13 protein-coding genes and 2 pseudogenes are annotated in these 14,100 nt (G+C 48.4%); 10 read left to right on the forward strand and 5 right to left on the reverse strand.

Going from position 1 to position 14,100, the window contains the following annotated elements; translation table 11 throughout:
- A pseudogene (locus tag Xenpb_RS20135) lies at positions 1 to 118 on the forward strand (IS630 family transposase); the annotation flags it as partial.
- On the opposite strand, the gene Xenpb_RS17960 reads toward Xenpb_RS20135, so the two are convergent.
- Positions 66 to 833 carry a ShlB/FhaC/HecB family hemolysin secretion/activation protein gene (locus Xenpb_RS17960; protein WP_255523188.1) on the reverse strand — a complete coding sequence of 256 codons (768 nt, stop codon included), beginning with the start codon at positions 831 to 833 and terminating at the stop codon, positions 66 to 68. The pseudogene Xenpb_RS20135 and the gene Xenpb_RS17960 overlap by 53 nt on opposite strands.
- A 467-nt stretch (positions 834 to 1,300) precedes the next feature.
- On the opposite strand from Xenpb_RS17960, the gene Xenpb_RS17965 reads away from it, so the two are divergent.
- From Xenpb_RS17965 to Xenpb_RS17975, 3 genes and pseudogenes are all read left to right on the forward strand, one after another.
- Positions 1,301 to 4,552, forward strand: a complete 3,252-nt coding sequence (locus Xenpb_RS17965) for an inverse autotransporter beta domain-containing protein (RefSeq protein WP_187655535.1) — start codon at positions 1,301 to 1,303, stop codon at positions 4,550 to 4,552.
- Positions 4,553 to 4,680: 128 nt separating this feature from the next.
- The gene (locus Xenpb_RS17970) at positions 4,681 to 5,079 is read left to right on the forward strand and encodes a TIGR03757 family integrating conjugative element protein (protein WP_187655536.1); all 399 of its coding nucleotides are present in this window, start codon (positions 4,681 to 4,683) and stop codon (positions 5,077 to 5,079) included.
- A pseudogene (locus tag Xenpb_RS17975) lies at positions 5,076 to 5,420 on the forward strand (TraU family protein); the annotation flags it as partial. The gene Xenpb_RS17970 and the pseudogene Xenpb_RS17975, both read left to right, overlap by 4 nt.
- A gap of 19 nt (positions 5,421 to 5,439) precedes the next feature.
- On the opposite strand, the gene Xenpb_RS17980 reads toward Xenpb_RS17975, so the two are convergent.
- From Xenpb_RS17980 to Xenpb_RS17990, 3 genes are all read right to left on the reverse strand, one after another.
- Positions 5,440 to 6,231: a hypothetical protein gene (locus tag Xenpb_RS17980; protein WP_187655537.1), complete on the reverse strand. Its 792-nt coding sequence runs from the start codon at positions 6,229 to 6,231 to the stop codon at positions 5,440 to 5,442.
- A 187-nt stretch (positions 6,232 to 6,418) separates the two neighbouring features.
- Positions 6,419 to 6,967 carry an IS630 family transposase gene (locus Xenpb_RS17985; protein WP_368666842.1) on the reverse strand — a complete coding sequence of 183 codons (549 nt, stop codon included), beginning with the start codon at positions 6,965 to 6,967 and terminating at the stop codon, positions 6,419 to 6,421.
- Positions 6,936 to 7,259, reverse strand: a complete 324-nt coding sequence (locus tag Xenpb_RS17990; protein WP_187655539.1) for an IS630 transposase-related protein — start codon at positions 7,257 to 7,259, stop codon at positions 6,936 to 6,938. The genes Xenpb_RS17985 and Xenpb_RS17990 overlap by 32 nt, the downstream gene beginning before the upstream one ends.
- A 304-nt stretch (positions 7,260 to 7,563) precedes the next feature.
- Here Xenpb_RS17990 and Xenpb_RS17995 point away from each other — a divergent pair, with 304 nt between their 5' ends.
- The 6 genes from Xenpb_RS17995 to Xenpb_RS18020 all read left to right on the forward strand — a co-directional run bounded on the left by Xenpb_RS17995 (position 7,564) and on the right by Xenpb_RS18020 (position 13,288).
- On the forward strand, positions 7,564 to 7,956 hold the full coding sequence (locus Xenpb_RS17995; RefSeq protein ID WP_187655540.1) for a TIGR03757 family integrating conjugative element protein: 393 nt from the start codon (positions 7,564 to 7,566) through the stop codon (positions 7,954 to 7,956).
- A complete protein-coding gene (locus Xenpb_RS18000; RefSeq protein WP_187655541.1) occupies positions 7,953 to 8,921 on the forward strand; it encodes a TIGR03756 family integrating conjugative element protein in 969 nt (322 codons plus the stop codon). Before Xenpb_RS17995 ends, Xenpb_RS18000 begins: the two co-directional genes overlap by 4 nt.
- A gap of 59 nt (positions 8,922 to 8,980) precedes the next feature.
- On the forward strand, positions 8,981 to 10,372 hold the full coding sequence (locus Xenpb_RS18005) for an integrating conjugative element protein (protein WP_255523189.1): 1,392 nt from the start codon (positions 8,981 to 8,983) through the stop codon (positions 10,370 to 10,372).
- A 5-nt stretch (positions 10,373 to 10,377) separates the two neighbouring features.
- Positions 10,378 to 10,716, forward strand: coding sequence for a hypothetical protein (locus tag Xenpb_RS18010; protein WP_187655543.1), 339 nt, complete (start codon positions 10,378 to 10,380; stop codon positions 10,714 to 10,716).
- Positions 10,713 to 12,227 (forward strand): conjugal transfer protein TraG N-terminal domain-containing protein, encoded by a 1,515-nt coding sequence (locus tag Xenpb_RS18015; RefSeq protein ID WP_187655544.1) that lies wholly within the window; start codon positions 10,713 to 10,715, stop codon positions 12,225 to 12,227. Before Xenpb_RS18010 ends, Xenpb_RS18015 begins: the two co-directional genes overlap by 4 nt.
- Positions 12,228 to 12,865: 638 nt before the next feature.
- The gene (locus tag Xenpb_RS18020) at positions 12,866 to 13,288 is read left to right on the forward strand and encodes a hypothetical protein (protein ID WP_187655545.1); all 423 of its coding nucleotides are present in this window, start codon (positions 12,866 to 12,868) and stop codon (positions 13,286 to 13,288) included.
- Positions 13,289 to 13,927: 639 nt separating this feature from the next.
- Here the strand turns inward: Xenpb_RS18020 and Xenpb_RS18025 are convergent.
- On the reverse strand, positions 13,928 to 14,100 hold a 173-nt coding region (locus Xenpb_RS18025), incomplete at its 5' end, for an IS1 family transposase (protein ID WP_222942853.1).

Below are 14,100 nucleotides of genomic sequence, written 5' to 3' on the forward strand. Positions count from 1 at the left end.
AACGTTCCGTGAAGCACTTCGCCGCTTTTTTCATATTACCTTGCCAGAAAAAGCGAAAGAGTTGACTACCCGACTGACTGATAACTTTCAGATTCTAAGACCTGCATCTTCAAGTTAAGTGCGTATAGTAAATTATCCAATCCTAAGGTGGTATTAATTTGTTCTGCTCCGGTATTTTTTTGCCCGCTGTTATCAAGACCCAGACTGGCATTGACTGGTAATCGGGAAGCCGTTCGCTTTAAAATGACGTCAGAATAACCGGGTTGTTTAGCTGGCTGGATATCAATGGTTATCTGCTGGGAAGGCAGGCGGTTTAATTGCTCCATGCCTTGCTCAATATCCCGCAGATTAAGGGCCTTGCCGACCATATTGGGAAACACCATTTTCAGGGCAAGGGATGTTTCGCCGTCAAGCAGGATGGAGCCTACTTTTCCTTCTGTAACGGTAATCGTCAGAATGCCGGTGGATAAATCCTGCGCTTTTAATCCTGCTTGGGAAGTCACATAGCCTTTTTCTATATAGGTATTTGATACCTTGCGGACTAATTCATTAATTTTATTGGCGGTCAGGCAACGAGATAGATAAGGTTGGGATAATGCTTGTTGCGCTGGTGCTGAGAGGTTTTCTGCGCCGTCAAACTGAACTTGGTGAATAAGATGGCAGGATGATTCTTCACCATCAGATGTTGATGAGGTCGGTAGCGTTAACGTCATACCATTACGTATAGCATGGCGTTGTTGTTGTGCCTGCTCTAATAACTCTTTTTGTTGCTGGATAATTGTTTCCTGATCGGCAGGGCTGATAAAAGAAGATGCGCTTGTTTTTCCGGACATGAGCAGTAAAATCAGTATTGGCATCTTTACAACGGTGAGGGAAGTTCTTTCCATAGAATAAAGTTATATAAATTATAGTAATGATTTATTTTATATTTATCAATAATAAAAATCAATATCACTTGTATTTCTGTTATTGTTTTTATCTAAGAAGTGTCTAAATGTCTTTATCCAGGAAATTCATTTAATTGTAATTTGCATTTATATAATTGAAATTTAATTATTTTTGTATTTATCTATGATGGGCAGTAAATGTCACTGTGCTATTATTGAAAAAGTTTAGGCAGCATTTGGGATTGTATCTTCTAACCCATATTAGCTATGGAGATTGAGATTTGCTCTCAATAGGTGAAAATCATTTGATTTTTTTATCTAATTTCCACTATTGGAAAAAGAATTAAACGCGGTATTTGTATTGCCTTTTCTGCATGTTACCACTTTCATCATAATAAAAAGGTAACATACCAGTGCTGCAAAAAATCCAATCTTCTCTGCCCGATAAGGCAAATTCCCTGATTATTGGTCTATTGAGTCTATCGTTGAGTCTTCATAGTCATGCTACGCCAGACCACCGAAATGAAGACAACTCAGCTGCACATAAATTAGCTGAAAGCGCCGCCCAATGGGGGCAACTTACCCAATCGCAATCGCCCAGTGAGGCAGCAAAAGCAATGGCCACCCAGCAGTTATCGTCTGCGGTGATCTCAACACTGACACCGTGGTTGAATCAATACGGCAATGCCCGCCTCACACTCTCTTTCGACAGCCATTTTGCGTTAAAAGACGTTGCATTGGATGGGGTGCTGCCTTTTTATCACTCGGTTTCGGGTACCGCATTCAGTCAGCTAGGGGTAAAAACCCATCATGGTCAAACAACAACGGCAGTCGGATTCGGCTATCGCTATTTAGCCGATGACTGGCTCTGGGGTGCCAATGTCTTCTGGGATGCGTTATGGCCGGAGCAGCATCACCGTTACAGCATCGGGCTGGAAGCCTGGCATGATAACGTCAAACTGTCCGCCAATCTTTACCGGCGCTTATCTCACTGGAAGCCCGCCCGGCTCACAGATTTCGATGCAAGACCGGCCAATGGCTGGGATATTCAGGCCGAAGCCTGGTTGCCGGCTTTTCCTCACTGGGGCGGACAGTTGAAGTATGAACACTATTATGGGCAGCAGGTTGCCTTATTCGGTGAAGCAGAACGCCAGAAAAATCCGTACAGCGTCACCGCCGGGCTGACTTACACGCCCGTGCCGTTAGTGACACTGGGTGCCGATTTTCGGCAGGGTAAACAAGGGAGCAGTGAGAACCGTTTTACCCTGAATCTCAATTATCGGTTGGGTGTTCCGTTCAGCCATCAGCTTGACCCGAACGCAATCGCACCCCTGCGCAGCCTGAGATCCAGTCAGTGGGATTTTGTGAACCGGCGCAGTGATATGGTACTGGATTATCAAAAGCAAACGCTGCTGACGCTGGCCTTTCCGACCTCGGTTAAAGGCTATGAAGGCAAGGAAGTGACCTTTGTGCCGGTTATCCAATCCCAATATCCCCTGGCACGTTTAGAGCTGGATACGGCTGAATTACAGCAGGCAGGCGGAAAAATACTTGATCAACGGCCGGAGAAAGTGACATTACGGTTGCCGAAAACCACGGGAAAACCCGTCCGGCTTTCGGGGGTTGCCGTTGATAATCGGGGTAATCGCTCCAACCGGGCAGAAATCATGATGGTGAGTCTGTCGACCGAAAAGCGATGGCAGGTGACAGCGAATAAAATGCAGGCAAAAGCCAATGGTCATGACAGTGTGATCTATACCGTCTTTGTCACCGATCAGGAAGGCGCTCCTGTCCCTCATCAGGCTGTTATCTGGTCAAGTGATAAAGGTAAATTATCCCAAACCCGGCAGAACACAGATGCGCAGGGGCAGGCATCGGTCGTGCTGCGCAGCCGTCAACAGGGGTTGCATGCGGTACATGTTTCCGTAGATGAAGAATCTGTTGTTGCACCTTCAGTCCAGTTTGATGCGGTGCTGATACCCGAGATCACCATTGATAAGCACAGAGTTAAGGCGGATGGGAAATCGAGGGCGACTTTGACGGTCACGGTTAAAAACGCCGATGGTCAACCTGTGCCCAATCAGGCTGTTGGCTGGCAGACTCTTCTCGGTCAGTTCTCCTCATTTTCATTAATGACTGATGGGAAAGGGCAGGCCACCGCCTATTTAACCAGCAAAGTATCAGGAAATGCCGCAGTGACGGTGGCGGTTGGCAGCGAAACGATGGTGTCTTCACCGATTACCTTTACCGCCTCGTTAATTTATACGCTTCAGGCGGATAAACAAACCGCGATTGCCGATGGTCAGGACAGCATCCTTTATACGGTGAGCGTGCGCGATGCAGCGGATCACCCCGTTGCCAGCAGTGAAGTGCAGTGGTCAGCGGATAACGGGCAACTGCTGGACAGGCAGGAACAGACAAACAGTCAGGGAGAAGCGACAGCCCGGTTAATCAGCCACATCGCAGGGAGGGCAACAGTGAAAGCCGAGGTGGCGGGAAAAACCCTTGATGCTGCTCCGGTGACGTTTGAACGCCGGCTGAAACCCGCGATCACCGTGGATAAGGCCTGGGCGAAAAGCGATGGTCAGGATACGGTGGTGTTGACCGCCACGGTGGAAGACTCGCGGGGATCACCCGTGACAAATCAGCCGGTGAGTTGGCAAACGGATCGCGGTGTGTTGTCTTCAGGACAGACAGAAACAGACAGTCAGGGACAAACGCAGGTTAAGCTGAAGAGTACGGTAACAGGCGCGCATCAGGTACAGATCCGGGTTGGCGATGAGTTGGTGGCCGCGCCCATGATCACATTTGAGGCAGTTTTGTTGTCAACCGTTCGGGTGGATAAAACCCGCGCAGCCGCCGATGGCACCGAGCAGGTGACGTTCACCGTCACGGTGATGGACAGCCGTGGCCGGGGGCTTTCGGATCAGGTGGTTGAGTGGTCGGGGGACTTCAGCGAGATGATTTCTGCGGAAACCCGCACAGACGACTGGGGCAATGCAACGGCGACTGTTGTCAGCCACCGTCCCGGAAAAGGCGTGGTTACTGCGCGGATCGGTGATCAGCAACAAGCATCGCCGGTGATCGAATTTGTCTCACCGCTGCGTATTGAGGATATTGTTGCCGTTGACCGCCAGGGTGGCAATGCCAACCAGAAATCGTTTGGTCTCCGGGGGCCTTCCGTACTCTGGCGTGGCGCAAAATTTCGCCTTATCACGGCCGGCAATACAGGCCGGGTAAGCTGGCAGAGTGATTCACCCTCGGTGACGGTATCGGGGGATGGGGTGACGGTGCAACAAAATCCTGACGGAGTCAGGCTCACCGGCACTGATGAGACCGGGCAACAGGTCGCACTGACCTTGACGGTTCACACCTGGTTTGAGCGCTCCGGCTTGACAAAAGACTTTTATTCTCATGCGAAACAGCTTTGCCAATCACTCGGCAGCCGGATTGCCACCAAATATGCCCTGGAACGGCTCTATGAGGAATGGGGGAACTTTTACCTTTATGATGGCTGGGCGCGGGAATTTTATGTGACCGCCACGGATTACCTGGCGGCCAGCTCAGGTTCAGCAGAGTATCAGGCGAAATGGGCGTTTTGGGCAGAAACAGATCGGTGGATGCGAAATGGCTGGCCGATGACAGGATTTGCATGCAGTCGTTAATGAATAACAGGGTGGTTTTGCTTTGCTCTTCAGTCCTTTTTTTCATTTTTCGGAAAACTAATTAATGGCTGATTTTTACAATACATTTCTTCAGGCTATCCTGGTGCTTAATAAAACGGAAGTGGACTATGTGGAAGTCGGCTTTATTGCTTTGGGTGGGCGTGCTGGCCTCATTATCGGCTAATGCGAAAGTGGTTATTTATACTGACAGTCAGCATCCTCCCGTCAATCTTTCCCCGGAGACACAAATTGTCTGGCTGGATGTGGCTGAACAACAGCGGCAGAAAATCTTCGCTCACCTTTCTGCCGATCCGCAGCAAGCCGCTATTCAAGCACAAGCTATTCTGCAATCACCCCAATGGCATCAGCAGGAACAGCAACTGATTCAGTCTTATCGTGCTGTTGTTAAAGCCTGGCAATCAGGCGTGCGTAAATACCCTGCGGTGGTATTTGATGACCGGGATGTCGTGTATGGTACGGCGGATGTGGCAAAAGCAAGTGCCCTCAGGGAGCAGCGCCAGCCATGAAGACACCACGCCTTGCTTTTCCTGTTGTTATCACGCTGATAGCGGCGTTTGCTCCCTTTGCGCAGGCTTCCCTCAACACCGCCCAGATTGTGGCCAGCAGTCTCTCGCCATCCTGTATCCAGTGGCGGGTCAGCGGTATTTGTTACTGGCTGTTTTGTTCCTGGCATGGCTGTACGGTAAAAACGTCGGTTAAAGTCACTCACTACCTCCCCGAAGCGGTGGTGTCCACCTATCACGCCCCCGGCGGCAATCCGTGGTCAGACATGGCGCAAGTCAGCCGATTATCCGGCGGACTGGAAAATGTTGTCACCGGTGCGTTATCCCACCTGACTGCCGGAGGAATAGTCTTCTGACGCTTTATCACATGATTTTTTCATCCTGAAGATGGCTCATGCTCATAAGCACTTCACATAAACTCACATTTTTAGGCACAATGGTATTGATATCATATTTTGGGGAACTAAACAGAAAGGGAAAAAGATCCCGGCCATTTTCAAGTTTTCTTGTTTTATCGAGTGTTTCAAAGTAGTTGTAGATCTCCGATACCACTTTTTTATGTATTTCACTTTTAATAAAATTATTTCTCTGAAAGGGATTTTCATAGTCGTCATAGTACAATTCACGCAAATAAAGAATATCTTCTTCTCCGTCTTCATACATTGAAGAGGTGACTAAGGCCATAATTTGATCTGTGCGATCTTTCTTGACGTGGGTACAAAAATCATTAATGCACTGCTGTAACTGAGGTGTGCATTTTCCTTGTGGTTTTGGCCGTTTTATTGCTTCAAAAGTGGTCTGTTCTTCCGACATTTTTAACATATCAGTCATGATATTTTTAAATTCTTTCGGGCATTGTGTCTGTTTTACTTCCGCATAAACACAACGGCCAAAATGACCGGAATTGTGGGTGTAATTGTATTTTCTGATAGTCAGGACATATATTCCCGGCTGCGGTGCACACTCTTCTATGCCAGTGGATTCATAGACGAACCTGAAATAGATGCCGTTTTTTTTGTTATAGCCGATCAGTTTTCTCGCCGCCGCAAAATCGGCGACAGTACATCCACAATCGCAATAAAAGGGGATCTCGCCATTAATAAGAAGAAACCAGCCTTCTGGAACGGTGATTTCGTTTTGCATGGGATTTATCATGTATTGTATTCCTCTCCAAGATTGATAATGGTGGTCAGTGTGTATCAGTCGGCGCTGCCGCCAGTCTGCCTTTTTCCAGCGGGGGAATGCCTCTGTTGCAGCTTCGTCAGGTATTTTTTTATTGACAGGGTATCATTTTCCTTATTCTCATGAGGCTTCTGTTGGTTTCCGCTGACTTATAGCAGAATCAACATAACCTGACATATTCAATATGTTCCGTAAACAACTCATCAACTGAACATCTTTTTTGCCTCCTTACCGCTTTTGCTCCGCCCCATTTGTGTTCTATCGGGTTCAAATCCGGACTATAAGCGGGAAGCCATTCCCGTTGACATCTGCTGTCTGCTATCGCTTGTATCGTGTCATTCCGTTTATGGAAAGGGGCATTGTCCATGACGATCACGGCACCATGTGGAAGCTTTGGCAGCCAATCTTGCGTCATCCACGCATAAAAAACATCGGCATTAATATTCTCGGTAAACAAGCTTAAGGTGACGAAGGTATTTTCGATAATGGCACCAATGACGTTAATACGGCCTTTTGCGTGCCAGTCATGCGTACCAAAACAACGTAACCCTTTTTCCGAATAGCCATGTTGACGTGGCATCGACTGAGCAAAACCACTTTCATCCCAATACACAATCGGCCTGCCCGTCCGTTCATAGTCGCTGATGCGCTCGATAAATGCCTGACGCGCCTGAAGATCAGCGCGAGGATGTTTTAACGTTTTTTTTATGGGTGATCCGAAGCCGTTTCAAGGCGTAATGAATCGCCGATTGTGAGACACCTAAACGTTTTGCTCTTTCCCATTGATAGTCATCGGGAAAGTTTTGGACATCCGCAATGAGCACCGCATCAGGGATTTTCGTGGCGGGTTTATCGCGGGTCATGCAAGGTTCTATCTTATTGCACCACCGAAACAAGGTGCGCATGGAGATTTCAAAATGGGCACTCGTTTGTTCAAAAGTCAACGAATGCTTGTCTTTGTATGCCAGTACCCGCTTTCGAAAATCTAAACTGTAGCCCATCTCACCTTATGCCTTGTTATCTTGGATTTGAATATTATGTCATATAAATGTGATTTTGCTATATGCCATCTGATAGCCGGGCAGAAAAGGAAAAGGCAAAGCCCGTTATTGATGCATGTCCTTGTTGCTCATTATGATGGGATGCTGACTGTGTTATCGGCATATTTTTCATTGAGTTCATTACAAATTTTGTCAGCCGGTGTGTTTATTTTCATTTTCAGAAAATCAGTTACGGGCTGACTTTTACGGTGGCTTTCTTCACGCTGGCCTGATGGTTTGCAACAGAGCAACAGAGGCGGAGAGGATGAAAAAGCCGTATTTAATATTTTTGCGGGGAGGGTGTGTGGCAGGGAGTGCAGGTGCAGGCACGGTGGTGTATGCCGACCATCAGTACCCGCCGGGGGATCTGATGCCGGACAGTCACGTCGTCTGGCTGGATGCGGCTGAACAACAGCAGCAAATCTCCACACTTTCTGCCGATCCGCAACAGGCCACAAAGCAAGCACAGGTAATACTGCAACCATCCCAATGGCGTCAGCAGGAACAACAACTGATCAGCGCTTATCGTGCGGTGGTTCGGGCATGGCAATTAGGCGTGCAAAAGTATCCGGCCGTGGTATTTGATGATAGGAAGGTGGTGTATGGCACAGCGGATGTGGCGAACGCTCGCGCACTCAGGGAGCAGGCTCAACCATGAGTATTCAACGTGTGACTTTTCCTGCGTTCATCACCCTAATAGCGGCATTTTCCCCGGTTACGCAGGCCTCAATCAATACCGCTCAGATTGTCGCCAGCAGTCTCTCGCCCGCCTGCATTCAGTGGCGGGTCAGTGGCATCTGTTACTGGTTACTCTGTGGCTGGCACGGTTGTACCGTGAAAATATCGGTTAAGGTGACCCATTATCTTCCCGAAGCGGTGGTGTCCACCTATCACGCCCCCGGTGGCAACCCGTGGTCAGACATGGCGCAAGTCAGCCGATTATCCGGCGGAGTGGAAAATACGGTGACCGGGGCGTTATCTCATCTGAATGTCGGCGGGGGACATCACAATGTCCAGATTGCCGGGCAACGGCGTACCAGCCTGCGTTTTAAATATGCCGATGCCATCGGGCATCCTGCGACCAACCTGATAGGTGGGCAAATCCCCGGGTATTCCTGCCGCAGTGCAGCCACCCCGTTGATGCCGTATTTTCTCAGCACGCTGGATACGATGGCGTGGCGCTCCGGTTTGCCGGAATCGTTCTATCCGGAAGCCCTTATTCCCGGTCAGCGGGAGCTGGGCAGCCAGATGGCCGGGAATATGTGGGGCAATATTTATCCACGCTCAGGGTTTGTCAATCAGACCGATGAGGATAAGGCTGCTGCCGTGGTGGCGCAGCGGGTGGCGGATATCATCACCCGAACCGGACAATCCCATGTTTATCAGACACTGAAAGGCACACCCACCGTCGGTTACTGGCCACCGGAGCCGGTGAAAGAAAATACCGGCACGAAAAATCACCAATGGCAACGGTTATCACCGAAGCTAAGCCCGTCCTGCGCCGTGTTTCCTGATGGTGAACATTCGGCTGCAATTGATGGCAATCAAGCCTATGCCCTGTGGCAGCCTTACAGTTGCTGCCAGCGGCGGGGACAGCGTTTTCTCAGCAGCACAGCTATCTGAAAAAAGGATGAATAATGACGAAGATAAACGCGTTATTACTGATAATCAGTGGGCTGGCCATGACTTCTGTACAGTCCAACGCAGCCGGGCTGTCCCTCACATTACCGCAGGTAAACCGCAGTGCACTGGGTTATGGAGCAGAGGCCAGCGGTGCGGTTTCCGATACGCTGTTCTATACCCTGGGGGGCGGTTCGGTGATTTCTGAACCCGCCAGTCGCAGTGGCTCAGCCACACTCGGCGGGCTGGAGCTGGGCTGGCGCTCGGATTTGATGTGCGGCAATTTTGACCTGAAAGCGACCGTCAGCAACCAGTTGAACGGTATCACGGCCGGGTTTAAAAACCTGATGAGTGATGTGATTCAGGGCGCGACCGGCGCCGTAGCCAGCCTGCCGGCGATGATTATCCAGCGGGCCAATCCGGGGCTGTATGACATGCTGACTAACGGCGTTTTGCAGGCCAATGTAGCCTTCGACAAAGCCCAGTTCAATTGCCAGGCCATGGCCAATAAGATGATGGATTTTGCGCAGAACAATAAATGGACTCAATCGGCGGCCTTGCAGGAATACAAAAGTCTGGTCAATGGCGGGGATGGTGATGCGGTGCGCGCTAATAACGTCGGCAGCAAAGTGACCGGTGCCGGCGGGCATCCATGGATTGGCGGGCAAAGGCAGGGGGGCAAGGGACAGCATGCCATTCGTCCGACCCGCGATTTAGCCAGCGCCGGCTTTAATATGATGAATCAGCTGCCGGTGCTGAGCCAGTCATCGGTCAGGACCCAAAATTGTGAGGGCAGTGCCTGTCGTAAATTCAGCACAGCGAGTGAAGCGGCAGAAGCAGTGGTCAGGGTATTGGGCGACCGGGCAATCCGCACCTGTGCTCACGCAGCAGACTGCATCAGCGGTGGTGAAAAACACCAGCCGGGCACGACGGTAGCAGGAACGGGTTTTGCCCCGATGCTGGAAGCGCATACCAAAACCAATATGGAACAGTTGCTGAAACTGGTCAGCGGCACGGAAAAACCGACGATAGCCAATCTGGCGAAACTGAAAACCGGTAGTTTGACGGTAACTCAGGGTGTCATTCAGGCGTTGCAGCGTGATCCGGATAAGGCTGCACTGACAGCACGTTTGGCGGGCGAACTGGCGATGGCCGAAACCACAGAGACGGCATTGTTAATGCGGCGAATGCTGATTACCGGCATGTCTGAACCCAATGCGGCGGCACAATCGGAAGCCCTGGCGGAAGGCGAACGGCGGATTGAGGCACTGGACCGGGAAATCCATGCGTTAAGGAATGAAATGCAGCTGAAACGCGAACTGGCCCACAATGCCATTCTGACCATTATTGAGCGCGACACCCAACGTATCAGAATGCATCCGCAAAAACAGGTGCCGGACAGCACCGATGTCCGTTTTTATCAACTGGAAGCGCCAAATCGTGAGCGCAGGTAAGGCCGATGAGGGCAAAGACGATTTCAGTATTCAGAAAAGGGGTTGCGTTATCACTCATCATCGCTTTAGTTATGATTATCACTGTGGCGACAGGCTGGGTCGGGCTGCACCAGGCGGAAAATATCATCAGGATGCACCATTGGGTGACTGAAACAGGGAGATTCTGGTTTGTCTGGCGGTTAGGCTTGTATGCCGTACTGGGTTGGAGCTGCCGGAAAATCGGGCAAAGGGTAAAACATCAGACGGAACACCGCGTAACGCTGATACGGATGAGGGTGTCCAGCCTGCTGTTTATTCTGCTGTGCGAATATGCCCTGTCAGGGAATATTGGGGGGATGCTATGACCACCAACAGCTATCTGGAATACTTTCTGACCCTGCTTGGTTGGGTGGTCAATAACGGGTTATGGCAAATACTGATTGCCACCGGACTGTTTACAACCCCTTTAGTGATAAAGGTCATCGCGGTCTGGCTGAAAGTGCGGGAGGGTGACGAAGAGGACGGTCATGGCGGGTTGCAGTCGCTTGCCCGTCTCGAAAATACGTTGTATGGCGCCTTTTTCGTCATGGTGGTGTGTTGTGTACCGCTGGTGAATGTCAGCCTCAGTACCCTCCAGTACGAGCAGTCCCGCGCCAAAAGTTGCGGTACCTGGACACCGCAAGCGCCGGATAAAAGTGGTTATGCGCCGGTTATCTCCAGCCTGAATAATCAGACGGCGGCGGTGCCCCTCTGGTGGGCCGTGGTGCATCGGTTGTCAAAGGGATTAACGCAAGCGGCGGTAGCTTCCATTCCCTGCCGGCCGGATTTAAGGCAGCTGCGTTTTGAGGTACAGCACACCCGTATCAATAGCCCGGCACTGGCGGCGGAATTGCAGGATTTCACTAATGACTGTTATGCCCTGGCATTGTATCAGTGGAAACAACGGGATCAGGGACAAACCCCCGATCCGGCCACACTGCATGATATTGACTGGCTGGGCAGTCGCACCTTCTTATCCGGCGATTACCGGACGCTGCAATCCCGAATGCCCAAGGTACTATTTCCGTGGAATGAAAGCCGGGACAGTGGCCGGCCCAATACCGGGCAGGGCGGTTATCCCACCTGTCAGGCCTGGTGGTCAACCCCTGAAACCGGACTGGCGGCCAGGGTATTGGCCCAGGCTGATCCGGGAGTCTGGCTGCGTTTGTCGGCAGCCCTCAAAATGCTGGGCAAGGAAACCCGCGAATATCAAGAAGCGGTGATCCGCCGTCTGGTCAGTCCGGTAAATCTGACAGTTTCTCAGGAAGGGTATGTCTATGCCGGCTATGGCGGTAATGCCGATCCAACACTGTTGGACGGCGCTAACCGGGTGGGTGCCTCGGCAGGGGTGTTATTGGGCGGATTACTTGGCATGCCCATGTTCGATGCGGTACGTCAGGCTCTGCCGATGATGCAGGCGGTGATCCTGATGGCGCTGTATATCTTAATCCCGTTGATCCTGTTGTTTGCTGCGTATGAGTTTAAGACCGTGCTGACCCTGACGTTCGCCCTGTTTGCGTTGAATTTTCTGACCTTCTGGTGGGAAACCGCCCGCTGGCTGGACAGTTATTTACTGGATGCCCTGTATGGCTCAGACACCCATAGCGTGTTGAATCTGGCCGGTATTCAGAATACTTCAGATGATTTGATCATGGGGCTGGTGATGGGAACCTTGTTTATTGTCCTGCCAATGGTCTGGCTGGGCGCACTGGCGTGGGCAGGGGTTCGGATGGGGGATGTCGCCGGCATGATGAGCCAGGGCGTGGGGCAGGTCAGGCAATCAGCCGGCCTGTTCGGACAAATGGTGATGCAGAAGGTATTATCCCGAGGAAAGTAGTCAAATTAGGTGCTTAAGACTTAAGGGATAGAACGTTATCCCCTAAGTTGAGTTTGAATTTGATATTTTCCTTTTTTTAATCTATTGACCGTTGTTTCGATAATTAAAATAAGTCATATTGTTGCGTTAATGTTTTAATTCATGTTCTTCTCAGTTTAGGTCTTGTTTTTACATCAGTAACACAATGCTTGTGAGATATATCACAAAAAAGTAAATTATTGAATGCCATTTCAGTCAGTATCTATTATATATAAATAGCTATATTTTCATGTTTATATCGATACCCTTTTCAGGGTAATAGACGGTATTTAATCATTATAGAAGCCTCAGGGGTCGCAACCGTTGAGGCTTCGCTACTTATTCTCATGGCAATAAAGAGTGCGTAAAAACAGTGAGTAAAAATTTTCATCTGGTTCGATGTCTTATTTAAATAATCCTGTAAAATTGCGGTTCATGTATACACCCTGTGTATTTCGTGGAATATGAACTTTCATGATTTTTAATTTTTCGCAATGAGGAAAATCGATTTGGCTGACTTAACTTAAATGTTAAGGTTAGTTTTTTCGTTATTGAATTAATAATGAACAGAGTTAAATTAGAACGCATTGAATGTGCTACAAAATGGATGAAAAGAAGTGATGAACGATACCAATGAAAAGGGTAAGAACAGGAAGAATAAAAAACCCGCTGACTATTTTATCCCTTATAAAACGACATATGATTTACGCTTAAGTAAAAAGGAGCCTAATTTAATCAACATACTGATACAGATTCAAGGCTATGAATATGGCTTTTTTACCGTGTTAGGTGTCCGCCCTCTGTCTCAACGGAGTGACGGAAAAAGTAATGCCATTTATGTCGTCAGGTGTCGGTGTGGTAAATATGCTGTCAGGACATTAAAAGCCATTAAAAATCCGAATAATGTTAATGATATGTGTGTGCATTGCCAGCATCTATTTAGTCAAAGGCGTAAAGCAATTTTTCGTACGACAGGAAATGAGGTGGATTTGTCAGAGTTAACCGGAATTAAATGTAAAACTCCTTTGGAAATTAAAGAATAAGAAAATGGTGTTGCACTTAGGAATAAAATTATTGGGATACACTTTACTCTCTATACGCAAGAATAGTTTATGCCCATGGTAATAGATCATTGGAAATGGAATAATATTTTTTAGAGAAGGGATTCACAAGGGCAGTGGAGTAACTATTAAATTTGACAAGAGACGATTAATTTTTCCTCCCTCTATAACTGAAACAACTTACGATACTATCATGTTTAGAGAGAGTATCAAAAGTGAGGTGGCAGTTTATATTTCTTCAGAATCTGAGTTTATGTGGTTAAAAGCCACATAAACTCAGTTCTAAATCGATACTAGGTTAATATTAGTACTATGCATCAACTATTTTTTAATACTAATGGATTAAAAGCGACCATTTTTTCATCCTTGGTCATTCCACATGGGTAAAGGCCTTCTTTATATATCTCAAATATTTTTCCAATATTGATTCTTTTTTCTCACCTAATACATACCGTTGAATAGATAACATGTTTAATTGAGAATATACATCATCTAAAACTTCAAAATAAAAATCTTCATAGTCAGAATTCTCTTTTTTTATTTTTTTCTTTCGATAGATTAGTGAAATTTTATCATAGTGAGCAGAAAACTCTGGTCATGTATTCAATCCGTTGCTCTGCTTTAAAGATAGTATTCTCTTTCAATAAAAGTCCCGATAACTTTGTCATGCATCTCAGGGGATTTTGAATAGCCGAGTGTTTTACGATTCAATCGTTTAATTCTGTTGCGAAGTGTAAGATTTTCACGCTCGATACGTTGCGTGAAACTTTTCCCGACGAGGTGTGTATTTTCAG

Source organism: Xenorhabdus sp. PB62.4 (genome assembly GCF_014467285.1).
Lineage (GTDB): Bacteria > Pseudomonadota > Gammaproteobacteria > Enterobacterales > Enterobacteriaceae > Xenorhabdus.

Excerpts from the sequence above, each read along its gene's own strand:
- Xenpb_RS17960 (WP_255523188.1), bottom strand. The coding sequence starts at position 833 with ATGTCCGGAAAAACAAGCGCATCTTCTTTTATCAGCCCTGCCGATCAG.
- Xenpb_RS17970 (WP_187655536.1), top strand. The coding sequence starts at position 4,681 with ATGTGGAAGTCGGCTTTATTGCTTTGGGTGGGCGTGCTGGCCTCATTA.
- Xenpb_RS17980 (WP_187655537.1), bottom strand. The coding sequence starts at position 6,231 with ATGATAAATCCCATGCAAAACGAAATCACCGTTCCAGAAGGCTGGTTT.
- Xenpb_RS17990 (WP_187655539.1), bottom strand. The coding sequence starts at position 7,259 with ATGGGCTACAGTTTAGATTTTCGAAAGCGGGTACTGGCATACAAAGAC.
- Xenpb_RS17995 (WP_187655540.1), top strand. The coding sequence starts at position 7,564 with ATGAAAAAGCCGTATTTAATATTTTTGCGGGGAGGGTGTGTGGCAGGG.
- Xenpb_RS18000 (WP_187655541.1), top strand. The coding sequence starts at position 7,953 with ATGAGTATTCAACGTGTGACTTTTCCTGCGTTCATCACCCTAATAGCG.
- Xenpb_RS18005 (WP_255523189.1), top strand. The coding sequence starts at position 8,981 with ATGACTTCTGTACAGTCCAACGCAGCCGGGCTGTCCCTCACATTACCG.
- Xenpb_RS18010 (WP_187655543.1), top strand. The coding sequence starts at position 10,378 with ATGAGGGCAAAGACGATTTCAGTATTCAGAAAAGGGGTTGCGTTATCA.
- Xenpb_RS18015 (WP_187655544.1), top strand. The coding sequence starts at position 10,713 with ATGACCACCAACAGCTATCTGGAATACTTTCTGACCCTGCTTGGTTGG.
- Xenpb_RS18020 (WP_187655545.1), top strand. The coding sequence starts at position 12,866 with ATGAACGATACCAATGAAAAGGGTAAGAACAGGAAGAATAAAAAACCC.